Below are 14,010 nucleotides of genomic sequence, written 5' to 3' on the forward strand. Positions count from 1 at the left end.
ATCTACTGTTTATTGCTTAGGTTACCTGTCAATGTAACTACTGACTGTGGCGGAATGTGAATAATGTTACCGGAAATATAGCCTGGCTTTAGGTTTTCCTTTGCGCTGGTGGTATAGCTGCGCATACTGCCTGCTTTTAGCTCCCTGCAGTGTATGTTGGCGTTGGCGGCAGTGCTGCCGTTGTTAATCACTACTATCCGGAGGGTATTATCTTTGTTTTTATAAGCAGACAGATAGAGATTTTTCGACGCTGCGCTATCGCTCATAACTGCCTGCACCCTGGTAGCGCCGGGTCTTATAAACCGGCTGTAGTTACCTAATACCCACATCATTTTGGTATCACGCAGTTGCCCGTCTGTTTTATTTTTATCGATATAAATCAATCCGTCTTTATAATTATACGGCGAAATGGCCAGCCACCATTGCCAGGCAGCGGCATTTGCAATAGTAAGATCGGAGTGGATTACACGCGCCATATAAAGCGCTGCATCCATGCCCAGGTCTACACCGGCGCCATTTATTTCTCCCGCGTTATCTCCCAGTATGCAATATTCCGATTGCCAGAATTCCAGCCCGTTCAGGGCGGTATGCAGCCGTTTTCGTATAGCGGTGGCCGTATCTTCCGGGGAAGTAGTGAAATAACTATGTGCGGCGATGCCTTTGTATACATTAAGGAGGTTGCCCACGTAAGTCCGGCTCTGCGGATCAAAGAAGGCATTTATCTGTGAGCCTTTGTCCGGCTTATCTTCCGGGGCATAGAGGTAATTGATTTTTCCTGCTTCTGTAATCAGTATGTTAACCGGCAGTTTTGCTTCGCTGAAAGTTTTACTGATGGTTTTGGTAAAGCCGGCAATCTGTTCATTATTATAAGGGCAGCCTTCCTGTCCGCCATCGCTCCAGTCCCACTGCGGTTCATTTACCGGGCTGATATAGTTGATACTAACGCCCGTGGCTACACGTATTCCCTGCACTACCTCTTTCAGGAAAACAGCGGCAGCAGCGTACTTATCCGGGGAGAGATTGCATTGTCCCTTGTCAGCAAAGGCTTTGCCGTTGCTGGTAAACGCTGCCGGCGGGCTATTCAGGAAACCCAGGAAATCCGTAACGCCGCGTTGTTTTGCCGCCTGTAAAAACCACAACTGGCCGGATTGTTTCTTCCAGTTGTAGGTATGATCCGCCTGCAGAAAGGATTCCGCGCGGCGCCATTCGTCTTTGATGCCACTGTTATCGCCTTGTTCCGCACTGCCGGCGCCGATGTTAAAACGCCACATCGACAGGCCAATGCCTTTGGGCTGGCCGTTGGCGGTGGTATCGGTGCTAAACAGCCAGTCGGCTATCTGGTTACGTTTGCTATCCGGCCAGTTGCCGGTAAACTGACCCGCCCACGCATCCGAAGCCGCGAAGTTGCGGATCGTTTGCGCCGGTTTATGTAGGTCGATGTTTACCTGGATAATGTTGCTGTTGCTTTGTTGCGATAATGCAGTATGCAGCGCAAAGCACAGCGGCAGTGAGCAAATGATTTTTTTCATGTTCCTAAAACGCTTTGCTTCACACAAAGCCGCCGGAAAATAGCAAAATGCCCGTTAAATATTTTTCAATTATGATAACCGGCAGGCTAACATAGCAGCTTTGTGTGAAGCGGATGAGTGTTTAATAACCCTTGTTCTGCTCCAACAGGCCATTGGAAGACAGAATTTCTGTTCTCGGAATCGGCAGCCAGTAATTTTTTTCAGCGAACAACCGGCCGGCAAGCGCTACTTTTCTAGTATACGTATATACGCCACTGTTATTAACGCTGATGTTGATGCCGTAAGCAGGAACATTTTCTGTTACAATAGCTGTTCTCCAGCGCCGTACATCATAAAAGCGATGTTCCTCAAATGCCAGTTCTACCTGTCTTTCATGATGAATAGCCTCACGCATCTGGTCTTTACTCAGGCCAGCCGGAAGCACCGGTTGCTGTACACTGGCACGCTGCCGGATCTGGTTAACCGCGGCGTATACGCTGGCGTCAGGCCCTGCTGCTTCATTTTGTGCCTCTGCATAGTTCAGCAATACTTCTGCATAACGTAAATAGATCCAGGGCTGTAATCCGGCTACGTCCCAGGGATTATCGATCGGGTTTTTATCGTCCATGAATTTTTTAAGATAGTAGCCTGTTTTAGTAGAGTTCCAGTTGGAAGGGCCATCCTTTCCATCTTTTCCACCGGGAGAAAATGGTTGTACAGTAGATCCCCTGTAAGGTGCGCCATTATAAAGGATAGTGGCGTAAAAACGGGCATCCCTGTTCGCATACGGCTGTTGGGCGTTATAGCCGGATGTTGGATCGGTGATCAGTTTCCCATTTTTCATTTCATAGGCGTCTACCATGTTCTGCAGCGGCGTATTACCTGCCCATCCGCCGTAACCGTTTGGTCCGTTGGATATTTCCAGGCACACGTGGCGGGCGCCTACGGCGTATTGCCGTGCAAAAATGATTTCATTGTTATCTGCTTTCAGGAACAATTGGCTGTAGTCTGCTGCCAGGGAAAACTTCGACAGGTTCATCACTGCTTTGGCAGCATCGGCGGCGGCTTGCCAGGTGCCAACGTTGTACAACGGACTTGCTGCATATAATAATAAGCGTGCTTTCAGCGCCATGGCAACGGCCTGGGTAGCCCTGCCGGTCTGCCAGCTGCCGTCGTTGTCAACCGGCAGGTCTGCTGCTGCGGCAGTGAGTTCGCTTACGGCATAATTCATGGATTCCTGCAGGGTGGCCCTTTTAAATAAAGCCGGATCTGTAAGGTCGCTGGTGAGCTGGTACTCTTTATCACCCATCAGCACCACGCCGCCATAATTGCGGATCAGGTCATGGTACCGGAACGCCCGGATAAAGCGCAACTCTGCGGTCAGCTTTTTACGGAGAGAGGCGCTCATTTCCACGCTGTCGATGTTATTCAGTGCGTAATTACATTCCCGGATACTGCGATAGCTTCTTCCCCAGATAGTACCTGCAATGCCGGTATTTTCCGGTGCAATCTGCCCTTGTTGGATCACCCAGGTATTATCGTCGTTGTTATAAATGGATTCGTCGGTGATAGAGCTCCAAAGGCCGTATTCAAAACCTCTGCCAAAACCAGGATTAGTACCTTCTCCTTCTTTATCCTGTAATTTGATGCTCGTGTACCGGTTGATCACGTAATTCTGAAACAGGGCAGAATCGCCCAGTACGGCGTCGGCCAGGATACGGTCGGTAGGCGTAATATTCAGAAAGTCCTGCTTGCAGGAGGAAAATAATCCTGCGGCAACTAAAGTTAAACTGTATATAAAGTGCGTTGTTTTCATGACTGCTTTTTTTCTGGTTTAGAATCTAACATTTACCCCCACATTGATGATCCGCTGCTGTGGATAAAACTGTCCCCTTTCATTATTTCCTTCAGGATCGTAGTCTTTTACCTTGGTAATGGTGAAAAGGTTAAATGCGTTGGCATACACTCTCAGACTGCCAATATTTATGCGGGACAGAATGTCCGGTTTGAACGTATAACCGAGCGATACATTTTTCAACCGCAGGAAAGCAGCGTTGTTGAGCCAGAAATTATTTTGGAAACGGCCGCCATTTACAGAATTAGAAGCGCGTTCATCTACTCTTGGATACGAGCCGCCGGTATTGGTGGGACTCCAGCGGTTATCTGCCCAGCTGCTGTAATAGTTACCAATGGTACCGGATTCAGGTAATACATATTGACTTACATGCGACTGTCCGGCTAATAACACCGACAAATCAAATCCTTTGTAATCACCGCCAAGTATAATACCATAGGTGATTTCAGGAATGTTGCCATACTTTGTTCTTACCTGGTCATCTGCATTAATTTGTCCGTCATTATTCACATCGCGGTAAATCAGGTCTCCCAGTTGTGCGCCCGACAGGTGTACGTTCTTATTCAGGTCATCCGCAGTCCGGAATATACCGATCACATCATACAACAGGTAATTATTCATAGGACCACCGGTTTTCCGTTGATAAGACAGTGTGCCGGGGGCCTCATCTATAAATTTGATTTCGTTCTTTGCATAGGTGATGTTACCGGAAATGTTATAGTGAAAACCGCCGCTGGTAGTGTTGTCGTAACCCAGGGTCGCTTCTATACCATTGCTGTTTACCTTACCGATATTTTCAGCAGGTACCAGCGGGAAAGCAGGATCGAATGGATTCACAATGCCGGAAGTCTGCGGCAGCGACGCATTCCGTTGGGTAAGGATCTTGGAACGCTTCTGCTGGAAGTAAATGAACTCCAGGTTGAAATGTTGCAGGAAAGCCATATTAAAACCCAGGTCCATTTTCCGCGCAATCTCCCAGGTGATATACGGGTTGCCCAGTTTGGTAAGATCAATGCCAGAAAGGATCTGGCCACCGGTTACGTATTGGTTTACGATGGAGTAGTTATCGAAATACTGGAATAAACCCACATTGTCATTTCCCAGGGTACCATAAGAGCCGCGCAGCTTCAGATCATTAATAAAACTTACGTTTTTAAACCACTCTTCTTTTGAAACGCGCCAGCCGGCAGATACGGAAGGGAAAAAGCCATACTGCTCGCCTTTCGGGAAAATAGAGGAACCGTCGTAACGGGCCTGTACTTCCAGCAGGTATTTTTCCATATAGTCATAGGCAATTCTGCCGAAATAACTTTTTCTCGTAAAACTGTAACTGGTGCCGGAATTGTTTTTATCCGTGGCAGCAGATCCTCCCTGCGACATCTCAGGCGTTTGCGGCGTTGGGAAGTTCAAGCGGGTCGCACCTAAGGTATCCTGGTCAGTTTTGCTTTGCTCATAGCCAACAAGGGCCGTGATATTATGCTGGCCAAAACGACGGGCAAAGTTCAGCTTAATATTGCTGGTGATCAGCGTCATGTTCCGCTGCTGCTGGGCAAGTGAAGCCAGTCCGTTGGAACCGCCTACCACTGTTTTATCGTACGATTGTGTAGTCTGGTTATAAGTATATTCTTTATAAGGAGTGGCGAAGCTTTTATTGGAACTCCAGGATTTATCAGCCGATAAGTATCCGTCCAGCGACAACCCTTCTACACCCGGTATGGCATACGATCCTTTCAGGATACCATTAAATACCTGTGTAGGGTTGCGCGCAGTACCACCGGCGTCAGTTACCTGCATCACCGGGTTATTGTTTTCAATACCGGTAGTAGGCAATCCGTTCGGATACCTGTCCAACACGGTAGGATAAGCACGGTAAATACCCCGGAAAATGTCATCTGCACTGGTAGTAGGGTAAAGGCGGTCTTCCTCCCTGCCCGATAAATAGAGGCTTACCTTTAATCTCTTCGTTACATCTGCATCAATATTTGACCGGAAATTATACTGGTTATATTTGGTCACCCCGCTTTTGTACAATCCATCCTGGCTGATCATGCCAAGTGAAACATAATAACGCACATTTTCACTGCCACCATTTACGGAAAGACTATGTTGGTTTTGGGTGGCCACTTTCTTTAAAGTAGCTTCCTGCCAGTCGGTATTTGGGAAATTCACCGGGTCTGACCCGTCACGGAATTTCTGGAGTTGCTCGTCAGTATAAAACTGGTTCATACCACCAGCTGGATTATTATAATATTGGATTTCATTCCTGATCTGCGCATAAGTGGCAGCATCGGCCATTTTGGGCAGCCGGCTGGGAGATGAAAATCCCTGGTTAAAGCTGTAATTGATCACCGGTTTGCCGGTTTTACCCCGTTTAGTAGTGATCAGCATTACGCCGTTGGCGGCCCTGCTACCATATACCGCGGCAGATGCATCCTTCAATATCGATATGCTTTCAATATCATTGGGGTCCAGCCGTTCCAAACCACCTATCTGTCCGGGTACGCCATCTACTACCATCAGCACATCATTGTTGCCGGTAGTGGCCAGTCCGCGGATAGTAATGCGGGAACCATCCTTTCCCGGCTCGCCGGAGCGGTTGTTGGCAATAACCCCGGAAAAGCGGCCAGTGAGAGCATTGGACACGTTCGGCTGTGGACTCTGCAAAATATCAGCTCCTTTTACCACGGAAATAGATCCGGTCAGCGTAGCTTTCTTTTGAGTGCCATATCCCACTACCACTACTTCATTTACACTTTTGCTCAGGGATGTCAATGCTATTTTTAAGGGAGACAGGTTCTTTACAGGCACCGTCATCGCTTCATAGGCGATGTGGTTAAATATCAGGGTATCACCCGGTGCGGCGTTAAGGGAAAATTTGCCCTCCACATCTGTCAGCGTACCAGTAGCTTTATTTTTTACACGTACTGTAACACCGGGAACAGGCTCACTGGCATCGGTTACTTTTCCCGTAATGGGGGTTTGTTGTGCCTGCACGTTCATTCCCATCAATAATAAGGTGATTGCCAGCATAAGTTGAAAGAAAGGTTGGCGCCGTAATAGGACAAACACCTGATGGTCCGTTCCGGATTGAAGTTGTTTCATAACGCAATAATTTAAATTGGAAGAGTGGAATACCCATTTTGGTTGCATGGAAGATGTGCGCATCTTTTCATGATACCCGCAATGTACTATGCCGGGCAGACATCATAGAGGGGGTAAATCATTTAAAAAAGGGGGTAAAATCGTAAAATATTACAGGGGTATTTCCCCCGGGCGTCTTGCCCGGAAGATATCGAAAGCGCCAACCACGGCTATTTATAGGGATTTACCCCTCTGTTTCGGTTACATTGAAGTCCCGGTTAAAGGAATGGCGGTATTTTTTTACATAATCGGAAGGGTTCATCCCAAACAGTTTTACAAACTGTTCACGGAAATATTTTACATCACCAATGCCCACCTGCATGGCTGCCTGCGTAATGGTGTAGTTTTCCTTGAGCAGCAAAACGGCTGCCTTCCGGAGGCGGATGGACCGGATAAAGGAATTGATGGTTTGACCGGAAATGGATTTTACCTTTTTATACAAACTGGAGTGGCTCATCCCGATTTCCAGGGTGAACTTTTTAATGGAGAACTCCTCGTTTTCGAGGTTGTCTTCAATGATCTCTATGCACCGTTTCAGGAAGTCCTGGTATTCGGCAGGTACCTTAATATTGCTGTTTTTGAGGGTGATGCGGTCAAAGAAGTACTGCTGCAGCAGGTTTCGGTTCTTGATGATGTTATTCACCTTGGCCATCAGCAGGTCCTTGTCAAATGGCTTGGTAATATAATCATCTGCCCCGCCTTCCAGGCCGCGGAGCCGTGTATCCGATGCGGAAGACCCGGTAAGCAGGATCACAGGGATATGACTTACAGTGTCCGTTTGTTTGATTTTACTGCATAGCTCCACCCCGTCCATACCCTGCATCTGGATGTCGCTGATCACCAGGTCGGGCATAAATTTCTGAACCGCGGCAAACCCGCTGGTACCATTGTCAGCTTCATATACAATAAATTTGTCTTTGAATAGCTGCCGGAGATATTGCCGTATTTCATCATGATCATCAATCAGCAGGATCGATTTCTTTTCGGTAATCGTGGTAGTCGTCCCTTCTGCCTCGGGAACTTCCGGTTGAGGCAAGGCCGCAACAGTGGTGAGTTCTTCGAGGAAAGCAGATTTCTGAGGTGCATTTTCCCTTAGCAGCACACCGGCAAAATGTCCGCTTCCCTTTTTCAGGGTGATATGGAAAGCGGTGCCTTTGTTGACCTCACTTTGGTAGGTAATACTGCCATGATGACTGTCGATGAAACGCTTTACCAGGTAAAGGCCAATACCAAAGCCTGTTTGCAGCGACTCCTTCCGGTCCTGCGCCCGCTGGAATTTTTCGAAGATCCGGTTACCGGCGCTTCCTTCAATACCACAGCCACTGTCTTTTATGACAATCGTAACCTGTGCGTCATCACCGGTTACTTCAAAAATGATACTGCCGTTTTCGGGGGTGAATTTAAACGCATTGGAAAGAAGATTAAATACAGCGATTTCCAGTTTCTCACTATCGCCATATATTTCCAGTTGCGTATCGCGGCATTCAAAACGGTAGTCGATCTGTTTCATCCTCGCCTGCTGGGAAAAGCACTGGTATACTTCGTTGCACAGGTGCACAATATCCAGCCGGGAGATGTTCAGCTGATCGCCCTCCCGGTCGGCTTTGCGGAACAGCAGGAGCTGGTCCACCAGGCTAAGCAGGCGCCGGGCATTGCGGTATACCACGCTGAGATCAGGGTATTCTTTATTTTGCAGGAGCTCCTTCAGCGGGGTAATGATCAGCGTGAGCGGCGTCCGGAACTCATGGGAAATATTGGTGAAGAAGGATAATTTCTTCTCATTCAACTCTTTTTCTTTTTCATTTTCAAGATGCGCCAGCTTGATCTCATATTTCAGCCTTTCTTCCCGCGCCTTATACCGGGTGTAGGCATAAATAGCGGCCATAATGCTGCTAATGTACAGGAGATAAGCCCACCAGGTCCGGTACCAGGGTGGCAATACCACCACTGATACCGTGTGAATGGCATTGCTCCACACGCCGTCGGCATTGCTGGCTTTGATCTCAAAAACATAGCTGCCTTCCTGCAGATGCGTATAGTTGGCGGTTCTGGTTTGCCCCACATAGTTCCAGTTATTATCCCACCCCTGCAGGCGGTACGCATAGCTGATTTTATCCGGTAAGGTATATTCCAGTGCTACAAAGTCAAATGCAATGGTGGCCTTATCATAAGGCACGGTAATTTCCCTGATCTCTTCCTGGCTTCGTTTGGATACATATTGATCCAGCTCCGTCACGGAAGTGTTATTAATTCTCACGGCGGTTAATAAAACCGGGGGAATTGTGGTTTGAGAATAAATACTATCCGGGTAAAAAATATTGAATCCTTTGATGCCACCAAACAGGAATTCCCCGGATTGTAATTTCAGGGCGGCATTAAAACTGAACTGGTTGCTCTGCAGTCCATCGGAAGCAGAGAAGTTGCGGAAACTCTTTTTCTTCGGGTCAAACCGCGATAAACCATTAAATGTGCTAAGCCAAAGATTGCCGGTTTTATCTTCCAGCATCCGCAGTATAGAGTTACTGGGAAGTCCTTCTGAGGTGGTAAATCGTGTATAATTTCCGTTTTTGCGGTCAAAGTTCAATAATCCGCCACCATCGGTGCCCACCCAAAACGTTCCGTTCTGGTCCTGGTGGATGGAGCGCACCGTGTAGCCAATGTTGAAACGCCGGTGCTGTTTCCGGTCGCGGTCTATCCGGATAAGGGTGGAATAATTGCCTCCCCACAGCTGGCCATCCCTGTCTTCTGCCAGGCATTGTAGGTTTACCAGGCTGCTGTCGAAAAGTTCAAAACGGTTTTGCTGCCGGTTAAACAGGTACAGGGTGCCGTTGTTGGTGGTGCTGGCCCAAAGTTGTTGCTGCCGGTCTTCATACACGGTCCACACATTGTTTTCGGCAGTGCGGGTGTAAGGATTAAAACATACAAAGTGTTCAAAAGTGCCGGTGGCAGCGTTATACCTGTTTACGCCGCCAAACCAGGTGGAAATCCACAGGTGCTGCCGGGCGTCCTGGATAATGGAGGTAATAAAGTTGCTGCTGATATCCGTATTACTGTTGCCGGTATGTTTATAGGTGGTCCAGGTATTGTTTTCCCTGTTCCAGTATTTAAGCCCTCCGCCATCAGTACCTATCCAGATATTTTTGTGGTTGTCTTCACAAAAAGAGAAGATAAAATTGTCCACTACGCGGGCCACCGGGTCCCTGTTGGGCATATTAAATTCAAACGGGTTGCGTTTGGGTTCTACAATGTTGATGCCGCCACGCAGGGTGCCAATCCATTTGCGGCCCTGACGGTCTTCATAAATGGAATACACGGCATTGCTGCTCAGTTGTTGTTCGCCAGCGGTGGTAAAGGATTTGGCGGTACTGTTGGCGGTATTCACCAGGTAAATACCATTACCATCCGAGGCGCTCCACATGGTCCCGTCGTTATCGATATACAGGTTAACGATCTTGCTGTTTACGGGCAGTACATTTTCTGAATATTTGCCGGTGGCAGGAACGTAGCGGAATACCCCGGCATCTGTACCCAGCCAGATGTTGCCGGCTCCATCTGCCGTAAGGCAATTGCCCCTGCTGATATCCCTGTTGATGATGGTCAACTGCTGTCTCGCAATATCATATTTGCACAAACCTACATGTTGTACAAATACCCAGGCTGCAGTTCCGCTGAATTCAATGGCAGTTACTTCATAATCGGTAACATCGCCGTGGTACATCGTTAAAGGAATCTGTTTACCGGCAGACTGCCGGCTGTTAAACAGCAATAACCCGCTTTTTTCGGTGCCGATTAAAATATTGCCGGTTTCATCTGATTTTATGGTATGCGTATTTTCGCTGATGATCCGGGAAGTGTTGCTGTGAAGGGGCAGGTAGCACGGCAGTGTGAATTTTTCGCTCACCGGGTTGAAAACACAAACGCCTCTTCGCCCGCCTACCCATAACTGGTGATGGATGTCATCGGCCAGGGTGTATACACCATTATCCACGAGGGAACTGCTGTCATTAATTTTATTCCGGTAGATCCTGAATTTATAGCCGTCAAACCTGTTTAGTCCGTCGTAAGTACCAAACCACATAAAGCCTTTGTGGTCCTGGTATACACTGGTAACGGCATTGTTGGAAAGACCGTCCTCTATACCCAGGTATCTGATGGGGTAACCAATAGCGAAGCTATCTCCCGTTACCATTCCTAACAGTAATAAAATAAAACAAAATTTCCTCACATGGTGCATAGGCTCATTTTAACAGCCATAAAGCTATTATTTCTGCCAGAGATTACCACCATCAATCTTCTTACTGATTTAACTCTTCTACTGTTTGCTTTACCCGGTAAATTCTTCCTTTCCATATTTTCCACTGGAAATAAGCCTGTACACCAACAATGATAACGAGCGGGATCAATGTCAGGTACTTTTGCTGCGTCCAGCGAATGCTGGCAAGAAAGAATGCAAAGATGCCCGCAAAGGCAAGGATTTTTGTGAAGATGGTAATCAGCGCGTACTTCCTGATATTGTGCAATTTTTTTCGCATGCTCTCCAGCAGGTTGTATTCCACCGCAGGACTGCGGGCCAATACATACCCTGTAACACTTTGTGCCAGCATACATAATATCGATACCACCAACAGCAGGTTCAGGTAATATGGTTTTTTGTCGCCGTCAAAAAAATCATAGTATACGATCAGGAAAATACTGTATCCGATGGCTTCCAGTATCACCTGTTTTCTAATATCTTTTAATACGGGAGAAGTGTGTTTGACAATGATAGCGGAAATGTCCCGGTCAGGGGTGGGAGCGTTGTCCCATGCTGATTTTAGAGGATCCATGTGTTTATAATTTTAGAATATTTTTGATCTTGCTTTTAATCCTGTTAAGTTTTACGCCCACATAATTTTCATCTATGCCAATAATATCTGCAATTTCCTGGTAGCTCATATCTCCCAGATACAGTGCAATGATGGCTTTTTCAGCATCAGTCAGTTGTTTGAGTGCTGCAAAAAGCTGTTCCTGTTGTACTGATGCCGCCGCATTGTTAGAGCTGTCGGGCAGTTCCGGCAAACTATCGGTATAGGTAATATCGGGTTTCTTCCGGCGGAAGTCGGCCAGCGCGGTATTGAGTGCCACCCGGTAAATCCAGGTGCTGATGCGGGCATTGCCTTCAAAAGAAGGATATGATTTCCAAAGCTGATAGATCATCTCCTGGAACAGGTCTTCCCTGTCTTCCCGGCTATCGCGGTACAGGCGGCACAACTTATGCAGGATGCCCTGGTGCTGCTGTATGGTATCGAGAAATGCGGGTTTGTCCATGCAGGGTATTTATCAGGGTTAGTTGCAGGATGCGGAAAAAACTTACACTTTCACAAAGAAATTATTGATCCGTTACCAGATCACCTTGTTCACCGTAGCCCAATTGCGGGTAGTACAGGGAAGCCCGAGCTTTTTTTCCAGTCGCGTAATCACATCGAGGGGTTTGGTTTCCAGGTCTTTCCGTATAAGGGTATACACTTCGCGGCCGTTCATATGCAGGGTTTCCGCGGCCGACTGCAGCGAGGCGATCACAGATGCGGCATGTGCGCCGGCCTCGGCAGAGAGGAAGGTGATGTATACCTGCATGGTTTTATCCGGGATAACGCCCGGGAACGGGGTGAGTTTCACCACGTTTTCCAGTTCGGGCACCGACCGGATAATAGTGGGCACTTCAAAACCATAAGTAGTGAGCAGCAGCTTTTCTATTTTTGCAGACAGCGCCGCCGCATTATTGCTGCCGGATTCAAACATCACATTGCCACTCTGGATATAGGTGCTTACATTTTTGAAGCCTGCGGTATCCAGCTGCCGGCGCAGATCTTCCATTTTAACGGTTCGTTTTCCAACGTTTACTGCTCTTAAAAATGCAACGTATCTGGCCATGTGGTTTTCAACTTTACTTTGTATGTTTGTTTTATCATGCACTATCTACAAATCATCCACAAATTATACAACTTACCGGAAGATGCCAATCACGGTTATACAGCCGCAGAAATAGCCGCGCTGGAAGCCCGCTTACAGCTTCAATTACCGGCAGCATTGCGGCAATACTATCTTGCTATAGGTAAAAACAAAATGGTGAACGATAGTTTTAACCGTTTAACTTCCCTGGGAGAAATTGGTTTTTCGGAAGATGATCACCTGATTTTTTATGAAGAGAACCAGGCGGTGGTTCTGTGGGGCATTGCCAAAGCAGATCTCGCGTTGCCGGATCCGCCGGTATTTGGTACCTACGACAGTGCCCGGCAGGAGTGGTTTACCGACGCCGATACAACGGAACATTTCCTGTTATCAATGGCCTGGTGGAATGGCGCGCTGGGTGGACTTCCATACACGGCCTTCACCGACCTGGAAGAAGACCTCACGCCGGAACACATCGCCGCCGTTACTACAAACTGGCAGGAGCAAACCGGTATTTCTAACCAGCTGCTACGTTTCTTTACCAATGATTATGAAGATATCCTTGTGCTTACTACCGAGCAGAACGGGCAGGCGAATGGTGTGTATATTGGTACCAGCCTGAAAGAAAAGTATAAAGCTATTATGGATACGCTCCACATGGAATGGAGTTACCGCATAGACCGTGATGAATAAGTAACCCACCAATACCATCCCACGGTAAACAGGATGCCGTAGAAAACGCCGCCCAGCGCGGTGGCCAGGTAATCCATGCCTTTACAGTCGATATGATGAAAGTACTCATTCACCAGTAACATTAATCCGCTTATTACGGCCACGGTAATCCAGAAGCGTGCTTTCAGCTGCAGTGATACTTTCGGGAGATTATTCACCCGCGGCAGTTTCAGAAAGAAATATAACATCACCAACAGCCCTGCTACAGAACTGAGGTATTGCATCAGGTACCACATCTTCATAGGATGATGCCATACCGTTATATCCTTTTGTAAAAAAGGTATATATGACACAAATCCGCCTTCTTCATGCGTAAACGCATCGAGGAAAAAATGCGTGAGTATGCCCAGTATAACAGAATAGATCACTACGCCATAATGTTCGCGGAAGTAGGTGTCCCAGTTAAACGGCCTGAACAGATGCAGCCGGTCGCTGGCCCATGCCGGCAGGTAAGGAAGCACGACCGGTTTTACGATGAGATGATAAACATACGCGAGCAGCAGGGCTAACGGTATATCATATACGAAAATTCCCCACCACTGATGTCCGCCACTGAAGTACGGATTCAGTAAAATGAAGTAAAGAAAGTCGGGTACCATACTGCCGATGATTAAACCGGTTGCTGACAGGTATTTGCGGGAGGTATTTACAAAGGGGACAACTATCGCTGCATGTGATATCGTAAATGGCATCTTCGGGAATTGTCTAATAAATTTAATTGAATTTTAATAAATCTGGTAAGGAAATGTTAATGTTATAATCGTCCACCATTTCCGGTAAAATGTCCAACGTCATTGCTGTGATTTACACTTATTTTTATTAAGTCTTTGAAAACATAAAAAACAA

The 14,010-nt window shown here is 47.3% G+C and carries 9 protein-coding genes; 1 reads left to right on the forward strand and 8 read right to left on the reverse strand.

The features are described 5' to 3' along the window. Positions 1-2: 2 nt before the first annotated feature. From QFZ51_RS06460 to QFZ51_RS06490, 7 genes are all read right to left on the reverse strand, one after another. A complete protein-coding gene (locus QFZ51_RS06460) occupies positions 3-1,529 on the reverse strand; it encodes a glycoside hydrolase (RefSeq protein WP_429044352.1) in 1,527 nt (508 codons plus the stop codon). Between the two features lie 121 nt (positions 1,530-1,650). Continuing rightward, positions 1,651-3,324 carry a RagB/SusD family nutrient uptake outer membrane protein gene (locus tag QFZ51_RS06465; protein ID WP_429044355.1) on the reverse strand — a complete coding sequence of 558 codons (1,674 nt, stop codon included), beginning with the start codon at positions 3,322-3,324 and terminating at the stop codon, positions 1,651-1,653. Between the two features lie 18 nt (positions 3,325-3,342). Next, entirely contained in the window at positions 3,343-6,465 is a 3,123-nt protein-coding gene (locus QFZ51_RS06470; RefSeq protein WP_429044357.1) for a SusC/RagA family TonB-linked outer membrane protein, read from the reverse strand. 223 nt (positions 6,466-6,688) lie between these two features. Further along, on the reverse strand, positions 6,689-10,738 hold the full coding sequence (locus tag QFZ51_RS06475; protein ID WP_429044359.1) for a hybrid sensor histidine kinase/response regulator: 4,050 nt from the start codon (positions 10,736-10,738) through the stop codon (positions 6,689-6,691). A 61-nt stretch (positions 10,739-10,799) separates the two neighbouring features. Next, a complete protein-coding gene (locus tag QFZ51_RS06480) occupies positions 10,800-11,330 on the reverse strand; it encodes a hypothetical protein (RefSeq protein WP_429044361.1) in 531 nt (176 codons plus the stop codon). Between the two features lie 4 nt (positions 11,331-11,334). Further along, positions 11,335-11,811, reverse strand: a complete 477-nt coding sequence (locus tag QFZ51_RS06485; protein WP_429044363.1) for an RNA polymerase sigma factor — start codon at positions 11,809-11,811, stop codon at positions 11,335-11,337. Positions 11,812-11,883: 72 nt separating this feature from the next. After that, positions 11,884-12,414 carry a DUF1697 domain-containing protein gene (locus QFZ51_RS06490; protein ID WP_429044366.1) on the reverse strand — a complete coding sequence of 177 codons (531 nt, stop codon included), beginning with the start codon at positions 12,412-12,414 and terminating at the stop codon, positions 11,884-11,886. Positions 12,415-12,450: 36 nt separating this feature from the next. On the opposite strand from QFZ51_RS06490, the gene QFZ51_RS06495 reads away from it, so the two are divergent. After that, a complete protein-coding gene (locus QFZ51_RS06495) occupies positions 12,451-13,125 on the forward strand; it encodes an SMI1/KNR4 family protein (RefSeq protein ID WP_429044368.1) in 675 nt (224 codons plus the stop codon). Here QFZ51_RS06495 and QFZ51_RS06500 read toward each other — a convergent pair. Beyond that, positions 13,101-13,856 (reverse strand): DUF4184 family protein, encoded by a 756-nt coding sequence (locus tag QFZ51_RS06500; RefSeq protein WP_429044371.1) that lies wholly within the window; start codon positions 13,854-13,856, stop codon positions 13,101-13,103. The genes QFZ51_RS06495 and QFZ51_RS06500 overlap by 25 nt on opposite strands. Positions 13,857-14,010 lie beyond the last annotated feature (154 nt).

This window comes from Chitinophaga sp. W3I9 (assembly GCF_050434025.1).
Classification (GTDB): domain Bacteria; phylum Bacteroidota; class Bacteroidia; order Chitinophagales; family Chitinophagaceae; genus Chitinophaga.